This window comes from Streptomyces sp. NPDC059037, from assembly GCF_042740015.1.
Classification (GTDB): domain Bacteria; phylum Actinomycetota; class Actinomycetes; order Streptomycetales; family Streptomycetaceae; genus Streptomyces.
Genome location: NZ_JBHYIG010000194.1, coordinates 1 through 19,009 on the forward strand (window position 1 = coordinate 1; position 19,009 = coordinate 19,009).

Annotated in this window: 18 protein-coding genes and 1 pseudogene; 8 read left to right on the forward strand and 11 right to left on the reverse strand. The window is 73.9% G+C overall.

What is annotated here, in order from left to right; genetic code table 11:
- Positions 1 to 102 precede the first annotated feature (102 nt).
- Together ACFWY6_RS31275 and ACFWY6_RS31280 are read right to left on the reverse strand one after the other, a co-directional pair.
- Entirely contained in the window at positions 103 to 696 is a 594-nt protein-coding gene (locus ACFWY6_RS31275; RefSeq protein ID WP_266869248.1) for a sigma-70 family RNA polymerase sigma factor, read from the reverse strand.
- Positions 697 to 895: 199 nt separating this feature from the next.
- Positions 896 to 1,684, reverse strand: a complete 789-nt coding sequence (locus ACFWY6_RS31280; protein WP_384697437.1) for a hypothetical protein — start codon at positions 1,682 to 1,684, stop codon at positions 896 to 898.
- A 221-nt stretch (positions 1,685 to 1,905) separates the two neighbouring features.
- Here ACFWY6_RS31280 and ACFWY6_RS31285 point away from each other — a divergent pair, with 221 nt between their 5' ends.
- Positions 1,906 to 2,958 carry an NAD-dependent epimerase/dehydratase family protein gene (locus tag ACFWY6_RS31285; RefSeq protein ID WP_384697439.1) on the forward strand — a complete coding sequence of 351 codons (1,053 nt, stop codon included), beginning with the start codon at positions 1,906 to 1,908 and terminating at the stop codon, positions 2,956 to 2,958.
- A gap of 25 nt (positions 2,959 to 2,983) precedes the next feature.
- Here ACFWY6_RS31285 and ACFWY6_RS31290 read toward each other — a convergent pair whose 3' ends face one another.
- Complete coding sequence (locus tag ACFWY6_RS31290; protein WP_360771459.1) at positions 2,984 to 4,096, reverse strand: HAMP domain-containing sensor histidine kinase; 1,113 nt, start codon at positions 4,094 to 4,096, stop codon at positions 2,984 to 2,986.
- Between the two features lie 906 nt (positions 4,097 to 5,002).
- Positions 5,003 to 5,711: pseudogene (locus tag ACFWY6_RS31295) on the reverse strand (response regulator transcription factor); the annotation flags it as partial.
- Between the two features lie 124 nt (positions 5,712 to 5,835).
- On the opposite strand from ACFWY6_RS31295, the gene ACFWY6_RS31300 reads away from it, so the two are divergent.
- From ACFWY6_RS31300 to ACFWY6_RS31310, 3 genes are all read left to right on the forward strand, one after another.
- Complete coding sequence (locus ACFWY6_RS31300; protein ID WP_384697443.1) at positions 5,836 to 6,570, forward strand: glycosyltransferase family 2 protein; 735 nt, start codon at positions 5,836 to 5,838, stop codon at positions 6,568 to 6,570.
- Between the two features lie 245 nt (positions 6,571 to 6,815).
- A complete protein-coding gene (locus tag ACFWY6_RS31305) occupies positions 6,816 to 7,430 on the forward strand; it encodes a DUF2064 domain-containing protein (protein ID WP_384697475.1) in 615 nt (204 codons plus the stop codon).
- Positions 7,427 to 8,194 (forward strand): class I SAM-dependent methyltransferase, encoded by a 768-nt coding sequence (locus ACFWY6_RS31310; RefSeq protein WP_384697445.1) that lies wholly within the window; start codon positions 7,427 to 7,429, stop codon positions 8,192 to 8,194. Before ACFWY6_RS31305 ends, ACFWY6_RS31310 begins: the two co-directional genes overlap by 4 nt.
- 331 nt (positions 8,195 to 8,525) lie before the next feature.
- On the opposite strand, the gene ACFWY6_RS31315 is transcribed toward ACFWY6_RS31310, so the two are convergent.
- Positions 8,526 to 9,776 (reverse strand): molybdopterin-dependent oxidoreductase, encoded by a 1,251-nt coding sequence (locus tag ACFWY6_RS31315; RefSeq protein ID WP_384697448.1) that lies wholly within the window; start codon positions 9,774 to 9,776, stop codon positions 8,526 to 8,528.
- A gap of 187 nt (positions 9,777 to 9,963) precedes the next feature.
- On the opposite strand from ACFWY6_RS31315, the gene ACFWY6_RS31320 reads away from it, so the two are divergent.
- Positions 9,964 to 11,328, forward strand: coding sequence for a hypothetical protein (locus tag ACFWY6_RS31320; RefSeq protein WP_384697477.1), 1,365 nt, complete (start codon positions 9,964 to 9,966; stop codon positions 11,326 to 11,328).
- 44 nt (positions 11,329 to 11,372) lie between these two features.
- Here the strand turns inward: ACFWY6_RS31320 and ACFWY6_RS31325 are convergent, their stop codons facing one another.
- Both ACFWY6_RS31325 and ACFWY6_RS31330 read right to left on the reverse strand, forming a co-directional pair.
- Positions 11,373 to 12,170 (reverse strand): lysophospholipid acyltransferase family protein, encoded by a 798-nt coding sequence (locus ACFWY6_RS31325; protein WP_384697451.1) that lies wholly within the window; start codon positions 12,168 to 12,170, stop codon positions 11,373 to 11,375.
- Positions 12,167 to 12,946 (reverse strand): GNAT family N-acetyltransferase, encoded by a 780-nt coding sequence (locus ACFWY6_RS31330; protein ID WP_384697454.1) that lies wholly within the window; start codon positions 12,944 to 12,946, stop codon positions 12,167 to 12,169. Before ACFWY6_RS31330 ends, ACFWY6_RS31325 begins: the two co-directional genes overlap by 4 nt.
- A gap of 236 nt (positions 12,947 to 13,182) precedes the next feature.
- Between ACFWY6_RS31330 and ACFWY6_RS31335 the strand changes: the two genes are divergently transcribed.
- On the forward strand, positions 13,183 to 14,397 hold the full coding sequence (locus ACFWY6_RS31335) for a CaiB/BaiF CoA transferase family protein (RefSeq protein WP_384697457.1): 1,215 nt from the start codon (positions 13,183 to 13,185) through the stop codon (positions 14,395 to 14,397).
- 6 nt (positions 14,398 to 14,403) lie between these two features.
- Here the strand turns inward: ACFWY6_RS31335 and ACFWY6_RS31340 are convergent, their stop codons facing one another.
- Together ACFWY6_RS31340 and ACFWY6_RS31345 are read right to left on the reverse strand one after the other, a co-directional pair.
- Positions 14,404 to 14,961 carry a YbaK/EbsC family protein gene (locus tag ACFWY6_RS31340; RefSeq protein WP_384697460.1) on the reverse strand — a complete coding sequence of 186 codons (558 nt, stop codon included), beginning with the start codon at positions 14,959 to 14,961 and terminating at the stop codon, positions 14,404 to 14,406.
- A gap of 68 nt (positions 14,962 to 15,029) precedes the next feature.
- On the reverse strand, positions 15,030 to 15,614 hold the full coding sequence (locus ACFWY6_RS31345) for a helix-turn-helix domain-containing protein (RefSeq protein ID WP_384697463.1): 585 nt from the start codon (positions 15,612 to 15,614) through the stop codon (positions 15,030 to 15,032).
- A 94-nt stretch (positions 15,615 to 15,708) separates the two neighbouring features.
- On the opposite strand from ACFWY6_RS31345, the gene ACFWY6_RS31350 reads away from it, so the two are divergent.
- On the forward strand, positions 15,709 to 16,572 hold the full coding sequence (locus ACFWY6_RS31350) for an EamA family transporter (protein ID WP_384697466.1): 864 nt from the start codon (positions 15,709 to 15,711) through the stop codon (positions 16,570 to 16,572).
- 88 nt (positions 16,573 to 16,660) lie between these two features.
- Here the strand turns inward: ACFWY6_RS31350 and ACFWY6_RS31355 are convergent, their stop codons facing one another.
- The gene (locus ACFWY6_RS31355; protein ID WP_384697469.1) at positions 16,661 to 17,398 is read right to left on the reverse strand and encodes an acyltransferase; all 738 of its coding nucleotides are present in this window, start codon (positions 17,396 to 17,398) and stop codon (positions 16,661 to 16,663) included.
- Between the two features lie 133 nt (positions 17,399 to 17,531).
- Here ACFWY6_RS31355 and ACFWY6_RS31360 point away from each other — a divergent pair, with 133 nt between their 5' ends.
- Positions 17,532 to 18,062: a gamma carbonic anhydrase family protein gene (locus ACFWY6_RS31360; protein ID WP_266869232.1), complete on the forward strand. Its 531-nt coding sequence runs from the start codon at positions 17,532 to 17,534 to the stop codon at positions 18,060 to 18,062.
- 2 nt (positions 18,063 to 18,064) lie between these two features.
- On the opposite strand, the gene ACFWY6_RS31365 is transcribed toward ACFWY6_RS31360, so the two are convergent.
- Positions 18,065 to 18,739, reverse strand: coding sequence for a DedA family protein (locus ACFWY6_RS31365; RefSeq protein WP_384697473.1), 675 nt, complete (start codon positions 18,737 to 18,739; stop codon positions 18,065 to 18,067).
- Positions 18,740 to 19,009 lie beyond the last annotated feature (270 nt).

Genomic DNA, 19,009 nt, shown 5'->3' on the forward strand with positions numbered 1-19,009 from the left:
TCCTTTGTTCTTTCAGACCGCGGTGGGGGTCCCCGGCCGCGGGGGGGCGGGCGCCCCGGGGGGGGGTGGCGGGGGGCCCGCGGCGCGCACGCGCGCGACCCGTCAGGCCGCCGCGCCCGCGAGCGCGGGGCGTTCGGCGTCCCGCAGCCGTTCCATCAGCGAGAGGCGGGCACGCGCCACGCGCGAACGGACGGTGCCCACCGGACAGCCGGTGAGCAGCGCGGCCTCCGCGTAGGGCAGCCCCAGGAGCTGGGTAAGGACAAAGGCCTCACGCCGCTCGTCGGGCAGCTCCGCGAGGAGATCGGCGAGGACGACGCCGTCGTCGAAGCCCGGTAGACCTCTGGGCTGGGCGCGCTCCGCAGCGGCCTGCCAGTCGTCCGTGTCGCACAGACGCGGCCGGGCGGCGGCGTGCCGAAGGCTGTCGATCACCGCGCGGCGGGCGATGGACAGCAGCCACGTACGGGCGGACGAGCGCCCCTCGAAACGGTGCAGGCTGCCGAGGGCCCGCAGAAATGTGTCCTGGGTCAGGTCGTCGGCGGCCTGCGGGTCGCCGCCCAGGTACGTCACGTACCGGCGGACGTCGCGGTGCAGGGCGCGCACGAAGTGCTCGATGGCGTCCGGGTCACCGCCGCGGGCGGCGAGCGCCCAGGCCGTTATCGACTCGTCGGGTGAGCCGGGCAAGGCAGGAATGATCACCTGGTGTCCTTCTCGGGAGTCCGGAGATCCGGGATTCCGTGCTGCGGACCGGCCGCGCGCGCGTCGGCGGGCACGGTGCCGGTCCGGTGCGGGTCCGGTGTTGGGGGTACAGCCGTACGGATGCGTACGGCCGATGCCCGAGCCGACCGGGGCGCGCGGCGCGAGGCGCGGCGCGCGGGCGGCGTCGGGGAACCGGCTGTCAGGCGACAGCGGTTCCCGCGGGCGGACCCCGAGAAGTGATGGCGTGCACGAGGAGGAACTGCCGCGGTGTGCGCACCGAACGGCTGCGGCGCGGGCGGACCCGCGGCCGGGGGGCCGGCACGAGAGCCGCGACGGGCAGCCGCAGCGGGGCGACGAGCCAGCCGGCGAAGGAGCGTGCGATGCGGAAGACGGCACGCTCGCCGTGCGCGAGCCAGAGGCCGCACAGGAGCGCGGCCAGGAGGTGGGCGGCGAGCATCCCGGTGGGCGACATGCCGCCCATGTGGTGCATGTGCGCGGCGGCCTGCCCCGCATCGCCCATGTGCTGCATGGGCTCACCGTGCTGCGTGTGCTGCATGTGCTGCATGCCGGTCATCGCGGACGACATCGCCGAGCCGTCACCCGTCCCCCGGCCCATGGAGCCCGTGGAGCCCATGGAGCCCATGTCCATGGACCCCATGTCCGCCGACGGCAGGCACAGCACATTGCGCACCCACTGCCGGACGAGGGACGTGCCACCGGTCCGTGGCGTCGCGAGGGTCTGCGCCAGGGAGAACCCCGAGTGCAGTGCGGCCTGCGCCGCCACCGCGAGGGAGACGACGGCCGGCAGCCCCCGCTCACGCCCGGCCAGCGCCCACGCGGCACCGCCGGCGCCGACGGTTCCGGCGCCCAGCGCCCACCAGGACACCGGGCTCCCGGACATCATGACGTGCCCCAGGGCAGCGAGCAGTACACAGACGGCGGCGAACACCGCGGCCCGTCCCGCTCGACAACACCATCCAGCACTCATGGCGGCTCATCCTTACATCCGCGTCACTCTCTTCACGGAGGGGTACGCCCTTTCCACTCACCCCGCCCACACATCCCCTCTTGTGAGCCACACCACACCAGTTGGCGGGAACTGGACGGCGCATCGCCCCGACTACGTCACAAAGGCCAGGTTCTTACGGACCGGTGACATGAGGCCCCGACGCGTCGATGAAGCGGTGGCAGCGGCCTAGCGTGGGCGGCATGCGAGTACTGGTCACCGGCGGCGCCGGGTTCATCGGGTCACAGATCGTCGACGCGCTCGCGGCGCGCGGGCACGAACCCGTGGTGTTCGACGCGTTGCTCGCGTCGGCGCACTCCGGGACGGAGCGGCCCCGCGTCGCCGGGGAGCTGATCGTCGGCGACGTACGCGATCCGGACGCGGTGGACGGTGCGCTGCGCGGCGTCGACGCGGTGTGCCACCAGGCGGCGATGGTGGGCCTCGGCAAGGACTTCGCGGACGCGCCCGAGTACGTCGCCTGCAACGACCTGGGCACGGCCGTACTGCTGGCGGCGATGGCCCGGGCGGGGGTGCGGGATCTGGTGCTCGCCGGCTCGATGGTGGTGTACGGGGAGGGCCGCTACACCTGCGCGGACCGGCACGGCGTGGTGCGCCCGGGGCCGCGTGCGCCGGCCGATCTGGCGGCGGGCCGCTTCGAGCCCCGCTGCCCCTCCTGCGGCGCGGAGCTGACGCCGGGCCTGGTCACGGAGGACGCCCCGGTCGACCCGCGCAATGTGTACGCGACGACGAAGCTCGCCCAGGAACATCTGGCGGCGGCATGGGCACGGTCCACCGGCGGCCGCGCGGTGTCGCTGCGCTACCACAACGTCTACGGCCCCGGAATGCCGCGCGACACCCCGTACGCGGGCGTCGCGTCCTTCTTCCGCTCGTCCCTGGCCGCGGGCCGCGCCCCGCGCGTCTTCGAGGACGGCGGCCAGCGCCGGGACTTCGTCCACGTACGCGATGTGGCGGCGGCCAACGCGGTGGTGCTGGAGACGCTGCGGGACCGGGCCGACGGGGAGTTCACGGCCTACAACACGGGCAGCGGCGACCCCCACACGGTCGGCGAGATGGCCCGGACCCTGGCCGACGCGTGCGGCGGCCCGGCACCGGTCGTCACCGGCGAATACCGCCTGGGCGACGTCCGCCATGTGACAGCGGACTCCACCCGCCTGCGAACCGACCTGGACTGGAAGCCGGAGGTGGACTTCCGGTCGGGGATGCGGGAGTTCGCGGGGGCGGGGATGCGGGGGTAGGGGGGCGCCCCCATCCCCCACCCCGTTACGCTCCCGCCTCCGGAAGCACCACCTCGAAGCAGCAGCCGCCCGTCACGTTGCGTACGTCCGCTCGGCCCTGGTGTGCCTCGACGATGCCCCGCACGATGGCCAGGCCCAGGCCCGCTCCCGCCGGGGGTGTGCGGGCGTGGGTGCCGCGCCAGCCCGTGTCGAAGACGCGGGGCAGGTCCTCTTCGGGGATGCCGCCGCAGCCGTCCGTCACGGAGAGCACCACGCCGTCGGTCGAGCGCCGGGCGGCTACGGCGACCGTGCCGTCGGCGGGGGTCCGGCGGATGGCGTTGATCAGCAGATTGCCGAGCACCCGGCTCATCTCCTTGCCGTCGACCTCGACCGGCACGGCGTCGATCCGGTCGCCCACGAGGCGTACGCCGTGTTCGCGGGCGAGCGGGTCCGCGCCCGCGATGGCGTCGCCGACCAGGTCGTACGCGGACATCCGCGACGGCGTGAGGGCGAGCGCTCCCGCGTGGATGCGGGACAGCTCGAAGAGGTCGCCGACCATGCCGTTCAGGCGCTCGACCTCGGTGCGGATCTGCCGCAGATAGCGGTCCGGGTCGGCGGCCACCCCGTCCTCCAGGGCCTCGCTCATCGCGCGCAGGCCGGCCAGCGGGGTGCGCAGGTCGTGCGAGATCCAGGCGACGAGTTCGCGGCGTGATGTCTCCAGGGCGCGTTCCCGCTCGCGCGATTCCGCGAGCCTCGCGCTGGTGGACTCCAACTCTCGGGTGAGGGCGGCGAGTTCCGCGGTGGCGGGCACGCCGGGCGCGGCGAAGTCACCGCCGTCGCCGAAGGAACGGGCAGCCAGGGTGAGCGCCTTGCTGCGGGCCACCACCCAGCGCCCGAGCAGCAGCGCGGTGACCAGGGAGACGACCGCGGCCATGGCGACGACGGTGGTGACGACGCTCAGATCGTGCGGGGACAGGAACATCGCCCAGGCGACCACCAGCGTGCCGGCGAGCATCGCGGTCACCGCGACACAGGCGACCACGGCGAGCGACACGACGAGCGACCGCCGCCGCAGCACCCGCAGGAGCACCGCCCCGAGCAGCCCAGCGGCGGCGGCGCCGAGGAAGGCGTAGAGCGCGATGAGGAGGGTGTCACGCATGCCGGGCCACCGCCGTCTCGGGCCCTGCGACCGCAGGTGCGGGGCCGCCTTCCACTGCCGCGGCCGCCGGGGCGGACCTCGCCGGGGCACCCGCCTCGCGAGCGGCCACCTCCGGGGCACCCCGCCCTGGGGCTCGCGTCTCCACGCCGGCCGCCTCTGGGGCGCCCCGCTCTGGGGCTCGCGTCTCCGTGTCGGCCACTTCTGGGGCTCGCGTCTCCGTGTCGGCCACTTCTGGGGCTCGCGTCTCCACGTCGGCCGCCTCTGGGGCGCCCCGCTCTGGGGCTCGCGTCTCCGCGCCGACCGCCTCTCGGGCAACGGCCTCCGGGACGACTGCCTCCAGGGCGGTGGCGTACGAGTCGGCGGTGTGCGAGGCGGGGGCGGCCGACGCGGTGGCCTCCGGGGCGGTGGCGCCCGAGCCGGTGGCGTCCGGTGCGGCGGCATCCCGGCCGACGGCCTCCGGGCCGACGACGTCCGGGCCCGCGGCATCCGGACCGACGGCGTCCCGGCCAACGGCGTCCCGACCGGCCGCCTCCCGACCGGCGGCGTCCCGGCCGGCGGCCTCCGGGCCGACGACGTCCGGGCCGGCGGCATCCGGACCGACGGCCCCAGGACCGACGGCCTCCGGACCGACGGCGTCCCGGCCAACGGCGTCCCGACCGGCCGCCTCCCGACCGGCGGCATCCGGACCGACGGCGTCCGGACCGACGGCGTCCCGGCCAGCGGCCTCCGGACCGACGGCCTGCCGGCCAACGGCGTCCCGACCGGCAGCCTCCCGACCGGCAGCCTCCCGACCGGCGGCCTCCGGGCCGACCGCCTCCGGCGCGGCGACGCCCGGCGCAGCAGCGTCCGGTGCGGCGGCGTCCGGTGCGGCGGCATCCGGCGCAGCGGCATCCGGCGCAGCGGCATCCGGCGCGGCGGCCAAGCGATACCCCACCCCCCACACCGTCTGGATCAGCCGCGGCCGCGCCGGATCGTCCTCGATCTTGCCGCGGAGGCGGCGCACGTGGACCGTGACCGTCGACAGGTCGCCGAAGTCCCAGCCCCAGACCTCCCGCATCAGCTCCTCGCGGCCGAACGCGCGGCCCGGGTGGCGCATGAAGAAGGCTAGGAGGTCGAACTCGCGGACGGTGAGGGCGAGTTCGGTGCCGTGTTTGGCCGCGCGGCGGGCCGGCGGGTCGACGGTCAGCCCCGCGGTGCTCAGCACCGCCCCCGCGCGGCCACCCGCGGCGGAGCCCGTGCGGCGCAGCACCGACTCGACGCGCAGGACCAGTTCGCGGGGGCTGAACGGCTTGGTCACGTAGTCGTCCGCGCCTATCTCCAGGCCCAGGATCCGGTCGTCCTCGTCGCCCCGCGCCGTGAGCATGATGACCGGCACGGGACCCCGCGCGCGCAGCCTGCGGCAGACCTCGAGGCCGTCGATGCCGGGCAGCATCAGGTCGAGGACGACCAGGTCGGGGCGGCGGGCCGCAGCACGCTCCAGCGCCGTGTGGCCGTCCTCGGCGCGGTCGACGGCGTACCCGGCACGTTCGAGGTAGCCGCTGACGACCTCGGCGACGGTGACGTCGTCGTCCACGACGAGTACGCGCGGCGCGCCGCCCTGCGGTGGTGTCTCCATGCCCGCAAGCCTCGCACCGCGCTCGGGCGAGTGCCGCATCCCGGCCCGCCGCACTGGCCGACGTCCCCGTTTCGTAAGAACCTGAAGTCTGTTATGCCCCATTTCTCTCCGTAGGGTGAAAGGCGTGACGCACTCCTCCCACTCCCCCGAAGACCCGCCGGGCCCACCGGCCCCACGGGCGGACATCGTGCTGCCCTGTCTCGACGAGGCCGCCGCCCTGCCCTGGGTGCTGCGGCGGATCCCCGCGGGCTGGCGCGCGATCGTCGTGGACAACGGCTCCACCGACGGCTCGGCGGAGATCGCCCGCTCGCTCGGCGCGACCGTCGTGCACGAGCCGCGCCGCGGCTTCGGCGCCGCCTGCCACGCCGGCCTCACGGCCGCCACCGCGGACATCGTCTGCTTCTGCGACTGCGACGCCTCGCTCGACCCGGGCCTGCTCGAACCTTTCGTACGTCAAGTCGACGCGGGCCGCGCCGACTTGGTGCTTGGCCGGCGCCGCCCCCGGAGCCGGGGCGCATGGCCGCCGCACGCCCGTGCCGGCAACGCCGTCCTGGCCCGGATGCTGCACCGGCGCACCGGCGTCCGCCTGCACGACCTGGGCCCGATGCGGGCGGCCCGGCGCGAGGCCCTCCTGGACCTCGCCCTCACCGACCGCCGCAGCGGCTACCCGCTGCAGATGGTCGTACGGGCCGCCGACGCGGGCTGGCGGATCGAGGAGCGGGACGTGGCGTATCTGCCACGCACCGGCAAGTCCAAGGTCACCGGCACCTGGCGCGGCACGTGGCACGCGGTCCGCGACATGCGGGGCGTGCTCGCCGAGCGGGCCCCGGCCGCACCCGGCAGCGGGGTGACCCGATGAACCGGCACCCGCGACCCGGCGGCCCCCACATCCCTTACGCCGCCCGGCCGAAGCCCGGCGCCGATGAGACGCCCCGAGACACCTCCGCCCCCGCCACGGCTCCCCGAACCGCCGGCCATCCTGCGCCGAGCACCGCCCCCCGCACCGGCGACACCCCCGAAACGACCCCCGACACGCCACCGGACCGCCACCCCCGCACACGCCCCCTCACCACGCCCCCCACCGGCCCCACCACCCTCCTCGTCATCGCCAAGCAGCCCCTCCCCGGCCGCGTGAAGACCCGCCTCACGCCGCCCTACACCCCCCAGGAAGCCGCCCGCCTCGCCGAGGCCGCGCTGTGCGACACCCTGGATGCCGTGCTCGCGGCGCCCGCACGGCGGCGTGTCCTCGTGCTTGCCGGGGACGGGGGACCGTGGCTGCCGGGCGGGTTCGACGTCGTACCGCAGTGCGTGGGCGGCCTTGACGAGCGGCTCGCCGCGGCGTTCGCGGGGTGTGACGGGCCCGCGCTCCTGATCGGCATGGACACCCCGCAGGTGACCCCCGCGCTGCTCGCCCCCGCCCTGGGACCGGGCGCCTGGCGGGACGCCGACGCCTGGTTCGGCCCGGCCGTGGACGGCGGCTTCTGGGCGCTCGGCCTGGCCGAGCCCGACCCGGAGCTGCTGCGCGGCGTCCCCATGTCGACGCCCACCACGGGCGCGGCCCAGCGCGAGCGCCTCACCGCGGCCGGCCTGCGGGTGCGCGACCTGCCGGTGCTGCGTGACGTCGACACCGCGGAGGACGCTTCGCTGGTCGCCGCCGACGCGCCGGACAGCCGTTTCGCCGAAGCCCTGGCCCGCCTCACCCCGGCAGGACGCCGATGAGCACCGCGGTGGCGTGGTGTGCCGACCCGTACGCCGACGCCCTGCGCAACGGCCACGGTCCGCTGTTCCTGCGGCGCACCGACGGCTGGCTGCTGCCCCTGGAGGTCGAACGCTGGTGCGCGGCCGCCGACGCGGCGGACCTCTCCGCGCTGCGCCGCTGCACGGGCACGGTGCTCGACATCGGCTGCGGGCCCGGCCGTCTGGTCGCCGCGCTGACCGCCATCGGCCACCGCGCCCTCGGCATCGACATCAGCGAGGCGGCCGTCGCCCACACCCGTCGCCTGGGCGGCACTGCCCTGCGCCGCTCCGTCTTCGACTCCCTTCCGGACGAGGGGAGTTGGGGCACGGCGCTGCTCATCGACGGCAACATCGGCATCGGCGGCGACCCCGGCGCGCTGCTCGCGAGGACCGCCGGGCTGCTTGCCCCCGGCGGGCTCCTCATCGCGGAGACCGCGCCGGTGGACGTCGACGAGCGGGTCCAGGTCCGCGTGGACGACGGCCGGGGCCGGGGCGCGGCCGGGGAGACCTTCCCCTGGGCCCGCCTCGGCACCCCTGCGCTGCTGCGCCACGCCCGCCCGACGGCCTTGCGCCCGGCAGATCAGTGGACCGTCGGCGGCCGCTCCTTCGTGGCACTGCGCCGCCGACGCGACGTACGCAGCGCCCGCAGCAGCAGCCAGAGCGCGGAACCCGCGAAGAGCGCCGCCGTCACCAGGAGCCAGCGGGTCAGGAACACCCCGGCCGGCAGGCCGGTGGCGGACTCGTAGCGCGGCACCGTCCGGGCGATCAGCGGGAACCACACCAGCAGGAGCAGCCCGGACAGCGCCGCGGGGACCCGGATGAAGTTGATCAGGTCCCGGCGGCGCCCGCCGAGCGCCCGCTGCACGGCCCGGTCGGCGATCGCGTACAGCGGAAGCAGCACCAGGTCGTGCAGGAGCGCCGCACCGACGAACCAGGCCGCGACCGCGAGCCAGTCGTCCGCGAGGAGCCGCACGCCGGCGTACCCGGCCAGGGCGAACGAGGCGAGCAGCAGGAGCAGTTGGAGCGGGCTCTCGCCGTACGCGCGGCGGAAGCGGTCCTGGAGCGCGGCGCCCGTCATCACAGCTCCCCGAAGGTCAGGCGGGCCACCCATTTGGTGTTCAGCACACCGGGCGCCGCCGGGACGATGATCCGTGCCGGATAGCCGTGGTCGGGCGACAGGTCCTCGCCGTTCACCCGGAGCGCGAGCAGCGAGCGCGGGTCGCGGACCTGGTTGTCGCGCAGGGCCGCCTGGCGGAACGAGCCGCGCTGCTGGAGCGATTCGACGAAGACCGCGGGCGCCCGGTCCTCGTACCCGACGAGCGCGGCCAGGTCCCGCAGCCGGACCCCGCGCCACCACTGGTCGGAGGTCGACCAGCCCTCCACGCACGCGATGGGAAGCGCCGCGCTGTGCTGGGCCATCGCCAGCAAGTCGTCCCGGTTCAGGCTCAGTTCGCGTCCGCGGCCGCTGACGACCAGGCGCCACGACCGCCCCGTGTCGGCCGATCGGATCCCCACCGCCGCGGCCGACTTGTTGATCTGGAAGCCGTTCGGCCCCGCCCCCGGTTCACCGCCCCCGTGCGGCGCGAGCAGCGCCGTGCGCCGCGCCGCGCCGTCGAAGTTCTGCCCCGCCGACGTCGCGAGCAGCAGCAGCGAACCCCCGCCGACCAGGCCGAGCGCACCCCGCCGGGACATCGTCGACGCCTCCGACGGCTTGTCGTGCGTACGCAGCTGCTCGCGCACCCCGCGCTCCCGCAGCGTGCGCACCGCCCGCGGCAGCTTCAGCACGGCGTGCGCCACGAAAGCGCCGAAGAACACCCAGGCGCCGTAGAAGTGCAGCGGATAGAAGGAGCCCGGGAAGAGGTACTCCAGCTGGACGTTGAGCACCCCGGTGGCGAACTCGAACAGCGCACCGCCCACCAGAAGCAGCAGCGAGAGCCGCTCAAGGGCGTGCCCGACCGACCGCACCGGCGGCAGTGCGAACAGCTTCGGGATCACCGACCACAGCTTGGCGAGCAGCACCGGGATCAGCGCGATGCCGACGGTGACGTGCAGACCCTGGTTGAGGCGGTAGAGCCAGTGCGGGTCGGTCGGCCAGGAGAAGAGATAGAAGCCGAGCAGGCCCTTGTCCGGCGTCTTGTCGTTCACCGGCGACAGGTTCGGGTTGTACGCGGCGTACGAGAGCAGGCCGGTCACGAAGAGCAGCGGGATCCCGACGAGCAGGACGGCGCCCAGTACGGAGGTGAACCAGGTCCCCCGCAGCGGGCTGCGCCAGAAGCCCGGCGGTCCCGGCGATCCGGAGGGTGTCCTGGTCCGTGTCGTGTCGCCCATGCTGCGTCCTCGGCGGTCATGAGCGGAGGCGGGATCCACCGCTCTGAGCCGACGGTAAGCCGCGCGACCTGTCCGGACGGGCCCGCGACTCATGACGAAACCCTGACGGCGCAAGATCTGACAGATCGATGACACCGCCCCGTCCAGCGCCCCTGACCGGGGCGTCCCGGCCTAGCGTGCAGAGGTGATCCCCCGAGAAAGACGCGCCACCCCGCCGCGCCGCGATCTGCTCACCGCCGGGGGCGGCGTACTCCTCGTCGCCCTGGCCGTCGCCGTCGGCACGTACATGGAGAACGAGTACGGCACTCTGCACGTCAACTGGCCCCCGCTGTACGCAAAATGGTCCCCGCACATCGGCCCTGGCACCCCGGCCGCACTCGCGGTGGCCGCCGCGACCGTCGCCTACGGCCCGGCGCTCGCCGCACGTCTGCCGTGGCGGGCGCTGGTCATCGGCGGCTGGGGCGCGTCCATGGCCTGGATCTGGTCCCTCGCGCTCGTCGACGGCTGGCATCAGGGCATCGCCCGGCGGCTGACCACCAAGTACGAGTACCTCCAGGTGATCGACCGCTTCGACGACATCCCCGCCGCCCTGCGGGACTTCACCCGGCACATCCTGATCGACGCACCGGACCACTGGCCCCCGCACACGGCGGGACATCCGCCCGGCGCCACGCTCACCTTCGTCGTCCTCGACCGCATCGGCCTGGGCGGCGGCGGCTTGGCGGGCGTCTGGTGCATCACGCTCGGCGCGACCGTCGCGGCGGCCGTGCTGGTCACCGTGCGCGCCCTGGCCGACGAGGCGAGCGCACGCCGGGCCGCGCCCTTCCTGGTCCTTGCCCCGGCCGCGGTGTGGATGGGCACATCGGCGGACGGCTACTTCGCCGCGGTCGCCGCGTGGACGATCGCCCTGCTCGCGCTCGCCGCGACCCGCACGGCCCGCTTCCCTGCGGCCGCGGCCCTCGGCTCGGGCCTCCTGTTCGGGCTGCTCTGCTACCTCAGCTACGGCCTGACGCTGTTCGCGGTGATCGCCGCCGCGGTGCTGCTGCTCGCCAGGACCGCGCGCCCGCTGCCCCTGTTCCTTGCCGGGGCGGCGGTCGTGCCGCTGGTGTTCACCCTGCTGGGCTTCAACTGGTGGGAGGCGTACCGGCTGTTGGTGGAGCGCTACCACCAGGGAGCGGGCGGCATCCGTCCGTACGGCTACTGGGTCTGGGCCAACCTCGCCTGCACGGTCCTTGTCGTGGGCCTCGCCACGGTCGCGGGGCTCGGCAGGACCGTGACGTGGGCGCCGGGCGCCGTCCGCCGTCGGCTGCGTACGGGAGAGGACACCGCCGTCGACCGGCTCGCCCTGCTCGTCGTCGCCGCGCTGCTCGCCCTTGCCGCCGCCGATCTCTCCGGGATGAGCAAGGCGGAGACGGAACGCATCTGGCTGCCGTTCGCGGCCTGGCTGCTCGCCGCGGCGGCGTTCCTGCCCGCGCGCACCCAGCGCTTCTGGCTGGCCGCGCAGGCCCTGCTGGCCCTGCTGCTCAACCACCTGCTGCATACGGGGTGGTGACGGCTCACCCGTGTGCGGCCAACTCCCGCGCGGGTGGTGACGCCTCACCCGTGTGCGGCCAACTCCCGCGCGCCGATGACCGCTTGCGCCTCGGCGGCCAGCGCGCGCCGGTCGGTGCCGTGCAGCGGTGCGTGCCCGGTGATCCGCACGGTCAGGTCGCCCGCGCGGGCGACCCGGTGCAGCGAGGCCGCGAAGGTCTCGTCGCCGAGGAAGGCGGCGGCGGTGCTGGGGGTCCCGTGCTGTTCGTAGCGGATGGTCACGGGGCGTACGGGGGCGCCCGCGTCGGCCGCTGCCTGGAAGGTGGCCCGGCGGAACCGGCCGCCGGACACGGAGCACCAGGTCGTCGCCTGGGGAAAGACGGCGACCGAGCGGCCCGAGCGCAGGGTCGCCGCCAACTCGGCGACCACGTCCGGCAGTTGCCGCAGTCCGTCGCGGTCGATGAACTGCGTACCGGCGCGCCGGGCGAGCGTGCCGACGACCGGCCACCGGCCCACCTCCCGCTTGGCGAGGACCGTCACCGGCTCCACGGCGAGCAGGGCGACGACATCGAGCCAGGAGATGTGGTTGGCGACGATCAGGGTGCCGGTGGGCCCCCCGTCGGCGGTCAGCCGGTCGAGGTCCGCCGCAGGCCGCACACCGAGCGCGGCGAGCACACCCCTGGCCCGCGCCCGCAGCGCGCCGGGCTCGGCGAGGCGGCCGCCCTGCGCCGCGCCTTTGCCGATCTCGTACGCCAACGCGGCGTACCGGCGGGCCACTTCGCCCGGCGGAACCGGCGGCACCGGCGGCACCGGCCGGGTGGCGCAGGCCGGGGTGCACAGACTCGCCGGGGCCCAGGAGCTCATGGCGTCTCCCCCAGGAAGTAGCGGCGGTGGCGGTCGCTGAGCCGTTCCATGTCGAGCAGGACGAAGAAGTCGGCGACATCGAACTCGGGGTCGTGCGTCGGCGCCCCGCACATCCACGCGCCGAGCCGGAGGTAGCCCCGGAGCAGCGGGGGAAGGTCGGCGTAGGTGGGGCGTTCCACGGTCGGCTCGGCGGGCGTCCAGGGGCGCCGGGGGTGCACCCGGAGCTCGGGCGGCGACGCGTGCTTGGACGTGCCGAGCAGCCAGGCGCTGGAGGCGGCCTTCCCGCCGTCGGACAGCGGCACGGACGCGCAGCCGGCCAGATAGCGGTGACCGGAGAGCAGGACGTAGCGGGCGAGCGCGGACCACATCAGGTTGATCACCGCACCGGAGCGGTGATCCGGGTGCACACAGGAGCGCCCGGCCTCGATCGTGGACGAACGCAGGTCCGCGAGGGCGCGCAGATCGAACTCGCCGTCGGAGTAGGACCGCTCGGACCGTCCGGGCGGCAGCAGGCGGTAGGTGCCGACCACCTCGTCCGTGGTGGTGTCGGTGACGATCAGGTGGTCGACGAGGTCGTCGTAGTCGTCCACGTCGTGGCCGGGCAGGGGCGTGTGGAGGGTGGCGCCCATCTCCTCGCCGAAGACGCGGTACCGCAGGCGCTGCGCGGCCCGTATCTGGCTCTCGGAGTCGGCGATGGAGGTGACGTACGAGCCGGTGACGGCGCCGGGGGCGGCGGGCGTCGATGCGGCGGCCGAAGCAAGCGGTGTCGAGGGCATGCCCGCACGGTCCTAGCGTCGGCTGAACTGCGCACAATGGCCGCGAGGCCGGTGGTCAGGGCCCTCATGAGCAGCAGATGAACGGCGACCGCAAACCCCTGACCCGGTCTTTTCACACAATCGACCGTCGCGTTCAATGAACCGGCCGCCGGGCCACCGGCCGGTGTCGGGAACGTGACCGCGACCGTACAGACTCACGTACGCAGGCCCCCGCACGCGCTGAACGAAAGGCAGTCATGGCGACCGCACGACAGACATCCGGCCCGCTCCCGCTGGCGGGCATCACCGTGGTCAGCCTGGAGCAGGCCGTGGCCGCGCCCTTCGCCACCCGCCAGCTGGCCGATCTCGGCGCCCGCGTCATCAAGGTGGAGCGCCCCGGCGGGGGAGACTTCGCGCGCCGCTACGACACCACGGTGCACGGCCAGGCCAGCTATTTCGTCTGGCTCAACCGCTCCAAGGAGTCCCTCACCCTGGATCTCAAGTCCGACGAGGGCCTGGAGATCCTGCACGAGCTGCTCGCGGGCGCCGACGTGTTCGTGCAGAACCTCGCCCCCGGCGCGGCCGACCGCCTGGGCCTGAGCGCCGACGAGCTCCAGGCCCGCTACCCGTCGTTGATCCCCTGCACGGTCAGCGGTTACGGCACGAGCGGCTCCTGGGCGGACCGCAAGGCGTACGACCTGCTCGTGCAGTGCCAGACGGGTCTGCTCTCGCTGACCGGCACGCCCGACGAGGCGGTGCGGGCCGGTATCTCGGTGGCCGACATCGCGGGCGGCATGTACGCCTACAGCGGTGTCCTGTCCGCACTGTTCACCCGGGCGACGACAGGCCGCGCCCCGGCCGTCGAGGTCTCCCTCTTCGACGCACTGGCCGAGTGGATGAGCCAGCCCGCGTACTACACCCGCTACGGCGGCACGCAGCCGCCGCGGGTCGGCGCCCGGCACGCGACGGTCGCGCCGTACGGCCCCTTCACCGCGTCCGACGGCAAGGACGTACTGCTCTCCGTGCAGAACGAACGCGAGTGGGCGGCCCTGTGCGACCGGGTCATCGGGCGTCCCGACCTGACCGACGACCCGCGGTTCGCCACCGGCTCCGACCGTGTGGCGCACCGCGATGAGCTCGACGCGATCATCGCCGTACGCTTCGCAGAGCTCGGCAGCGATGAAGCCATGGAGCTGCTCGACAAAGCCAACATCGCGAACGCGGGCGTCAATTCGGTCACCGAATTCCTCGACCACCCCGCCCTCGGCGAGCGCGACCGCTGGCGAGAGGTCGCCGTGCCCGGCACGTCCTCGCCCGTGCAGGCCCTGCTGCCGCCCGCGGATCTGAGCGGCGTGAGCCCGCGCATGGATCCCGTCCCTGCGGCGGGCGAGCACACCCACTCGATCCTCGCCGAGCTGGGCCGCGGCCCGGACGACATCGCCCGGCTGCGTGCGGCAGGGGTCTGCCCCTGAGCCGGGTCAGGCGACGCCGAGCCCTTCGAGGACGACCGCGTTCGGCAGCCCGGCGAACGCCTTGCCCGGCACGATGAGCTTGCCCCGGCGGCTGCCGCTGCCGATCAGGACGTACGGCAGGTCGACGACGGCCGCGTCCACCAGGAGCTGCCAGTGGGCGGGCAGGCCGATCGGGGTGATGCCGCCGTACTCCATGCCGGTCTCGCCGGTCGCCGTGTCCATCGGCGCGAACGAGGCCTTGCGGGCGCCGAGTTGGCGGCGCACGGCGCCGTTCACGTCGACGCGGGTCGAGGAGAGGACGAGACAGGCGGCGAGCGTGGACGCGCCGCCGCGCTTGCCGGCGACGACCACGCAGTTCGCGGACTGCTCCAGGATGTCCCGGCCGTAGTGCTCCACGAAGGTGGCGGTGTCGGCCCACTGCGGGTCGGTGTCGACGTGGATCAGCTGCTCGCCGGGGACGTCCCCGTGCCAGCCGCGCACGGCGTCGGCGACGGGGGCCACCAGGAGGTCGAGGGCCTCGGTGGCCGGACGGACGGCGTCGAAATCTCCCATGGGTGCACGCATGTCCGCACGCTAACAGCGCTGCGTACGCGGCGACCCGGCCGTCTCAGGGTGCGGTCCCGCCGGAGCGCTCAGTAGGAGGCGGCGTGCGTGGGCGGCACGGACACCGACATGGTCATCTCGACCGGCTCGGTGCCCTTGTTGTGGTAGCCGTGCGGGACGTTCGCCTCGAACGACGCGGACGACCCGGCCGCCACGAGATGCTCCACGCCGTCCACGACGAGCGTCAGCTCGCCCACCGAGATGTGCAGCAGCTCCATGGTCCCCGGCGGATGTGCGTCGGAGTCGCTGCCGTCACCGGGCATCAACGTCCAGGCCCACAGCTCGAAGGGCCCACGCGCCTCGGTCCCGACCAGCAGTGTCGTGCTGCTGCCCGCCTCCGTGGACCACATCCGCACCGTCTGCTCCGGCGGCACGAGCCGGACGTGCGAGCCCTGCTCGTAGTCGAGGAGCGTGGTGATGCTGACGCCCAGGGCGTCGGCGAGCTTCACCGTGATGCCCACGCTGGGGTTGGTCCTTGCCTGCTCGATCTGGATGATCATGCCGCGACTGACGCCCGCGCGGGCCGCGAGCGCGTCGAGCGTGAAGCCGCGTTCGGTGCGCCAGCGCTTGAGGTTGCGGGCGAGCGACTGGGTGAGCTGGTCGAGGTCCGACACATTCCGTCCAATATATTGGATGACAGAGTTCACTATGCTGCACTACGGTGTGGTGCACTCAAGGGTTCACCACACTGTACTGCGAGGATCATCGATGACAGCACTGTTCGCCCTGGCCACGAGCCTCCTGTGGGGCCTCGCCGACTTCGGCGGCGGACTGCTGACCCGACGTATCCCCGCACTCACGGTCGTCGTCGCCTCGCAGACCATCGCTGTGATCGTCCTCGGCGCGATCGTGATCGCGACCGGCGGCTGGACGGAGTGGGGCCCCCAACTGTGGTTCGCGGTCGGCGCGGGGCTCGTCGGCCCGATCGCGATGCTCTCGTTCTACAAGGCGCTCGCCCTCGGCCCGATGGGCGTCGTCTCGCCGCTCGGCTCCCTGGGTGTCGTCGTACCGGTGGGCGTCGGGCTCTTCCTGGGCGAGCGGCCCGGGGTGCCGCAGTTCGCCGGGATCGCCGTCGCCGTCGTAGGCATCCTGCTCGCGGGCGGGCCAGAGCTGCGCGGCGCGCCCGTACAGCGGCAGGCGGTCCTGCTGACCCTGCTCGCGGCCTTCGGATTCGGCGCGGTGATGGCCCTCATCTCCGAGGCGTCGAGCAACATGACCGGCCTGTTCCTCGCCCTGTTCGTGCAGCGCGTGACCAACGTGGCGGCGGGCGGCGCGGCCCTGTTCGCCTCGGTGAAGCGCGGCGGCGTCGCACTCCCCGAGGGCACAGGGATGGGCGTGATCTGGGCATCGCTCCCGGCACTGGCCTTCGTCGGTCTGGCGGACGTGGCGGCCAACGGAACGTACTCGGTAGCCGCCCAGAACGGCCCGATCACGGTGGCGGCGGTGCTCTCGTCCATCTACCCGGTTGTCACCGCACTCGCGGCCCGCGCAGTACTGAAGGAACGCCTGCGCGGGGTGCAGGCGGCGGGAGCGGGTTTGGCGCTGGTGGGCACAGTATTGCTGGCTAGCTAGTCAGCGGCGCGAGGTACAGCGCCCCGTCAGGGGCGCGGCGAACTGCGCGACCAGCCACATCGCACCCGCAGACAAGGGAAGTGGCACGTCACCCCTCCAAGTCACCCAGGGCGAGAAGTTGTTCCGGCGTGACCCCGTCAGGAATCGGCACCGGAGCCGGCGTCCGCAGAGGCGGCTGCCACCCACCCTCCGGATCCCAACTCCGCACCACGCGGGCAGGCGCTCCGGCCACCACGGAGTGGTCGGGCACGGAGCCCCGGACCACCGCACCGGCCGCAACGACCACGTTGCGGCCAACCCGCGCCCCCGGCAGGATCACGGCATTCGTGCCGATCCAGCAGCCGGGCCCGATCTCGACCGGCTCCATGCGGGGCCACTGCTTGCCGATGGGCGTGTGCGGATCGTCGTACGAGTGGTTCGTCGACGTCACGTACACGCTGGGCCCGAAGTAGCAGTCGTCGCCGATCGTCACCGCCGTGTCGGCGATGACATGACTGCCGCGGCCGAGCACGACGCCGTTGCCGATGCGCAGGATCGGGTCAGGGCCGAGGTCCAGGTCGGGCATCATCCCGGCGGTCAGCGTGACCTGCTCGCCGATGATGCAGTGGTCCCCGATGCGGATCCACGGCTCACCGAAGACGGTCCCCTGCGGAAAGGCCAGCTTCGTGTTCTCGCCGAGCGCACCGAACCGCAGGCGCCCCGGCCGCTGCGCGGTGACGGCACCCGTCCGCTGCACCCAGGCCCAGCCCGCGTGAACGGCGCGCTGGGCCGCGCGGCGCCGCCAGTCGGCGACCGCGGATGAGAACGTGTTCCTGTTCTTCGGCACGGGCTCACGTTACTCAGCCACGGGCCCGCCGGTGAGCCCGGACCCCTGTGATCTTCACCCCACACGGCGGCGCGCCCGCCGTCGTCCCGTACGGTTCCGCCAGGCGCGAGACACGTACGAATGGAGACATCCGATGGGCCACGAGGCACTCATCACCGGGATCGGCGGCAAGGACCCGAAGATCGATCAGGACGCCTTCACCGCGCCCACCTCCGTCGTCATCGGCGAGGTGACCCTGCACGCCGGTGCGAGCACCTGGTACGGGGCGGTGCTCCGCGCCGACGGCGGGCCAATCGTCGTCGGCGCCGACAGCAACATCCAGGACAACTGCAGCCTCCACGTCGACCTGGGCTTCCCGATGACCATCGGCGAGCGGGTCTCGGTCGGCCACAACGCCGTCCTGCACGGCTGCACCGTCGAGGACGACTGCCTCATCGGGATGGGCGCCACGGTCCTCAACGGCGCGGTGATCGGCGCCGGTTCACTGGTCGCGGCGCAGGCACTCGTCCCGCAGGGGATGGTCGTGCCGCCCGGATCGCTCGTCGCGGGCGTACCGGCCAAGGTGCGCAGGCCCCTCACCGACGAGGAGCGCGCGGGCATCACCCTCAACGGCACGATGTACGTCGAGCTGGCCAAGGCCCACAAGGACGCCCACGCGGGCTGATGTCAGTCGGCGGCCGGGACGGGCACCGGCTCGGCCGCCTGCAGGCCGCCCTCGGCCTCGGCCTCGGCGCGCTCCGCGGACTTCTTGGCGCGGCGCTTGACGAACAGCATGGAGCCGACGCCGATCAGGACGGCGATGGCAAGGCCGAAGTACGAGAACCGCTTGAGCCAGTCCTCCGCGACCACGCCGATGTAGTAGATGACGGCGGTGGTGCCGCCCGCCCAGACGATGCCGCCCAGGACGTTGGCGATGAGGAACTTCCAGTACGGCATGCGCAGGACGCCCGCGAGCGGCCCGGCGAAGATCCTCAGGAGGGCGACGAAGCGGCCGAAGAAGACCGCCCACATGCCCCACTTCTGGAAGGACCGCTCGGCGGTGGCGATGTTCGCGGCGCCGAAGTGCTTGGGGAATTTCCCTTCGAGCCACGCAAGCAGTGGCCTGCCGCCCTTGCGGCCGATCGCGTATCCGATGGAGTCGCCGATGATGGCGCCCGCGGTCGCGCAGATCCCGAGGATGACGGGGTTGAGCTCGCCGTGCTGCGAGGAGAGCAGCGCGGCGGATACGAGGACGATCTCACCCGGCAGCGGGATGCCCAGGCTCTCCAGACCGATGATCACGCCCACCAGCGCGTAGATACTGACGGCCGGTACGGTCTCCAGCCATTCCTGGACGTGCAACGCCGGTTCCTCCTGTGCTGGTGTGCCTGTACCCGGCGTGCGCGCGCCCCCCCGGGCGCGCCCGCCCGCCGCGGCGCCGCGGGCCCCCCCCGCGCGCCCCCCCCGGGCGGGCGGGCGGTGGGGGTGGGGCCGGGGGGGGGCCCGGGGCGGGGGGACCCCGAAAAACCCCCCCCCCGCGCGGGCCCCCCCGGGGCATACCCCCGCCGGGTTTGCGGGGCCCCCCCCCGCCCACGCCCCCCGCCCCCCAAAAACGGCGCGCCCGCCCCCCCA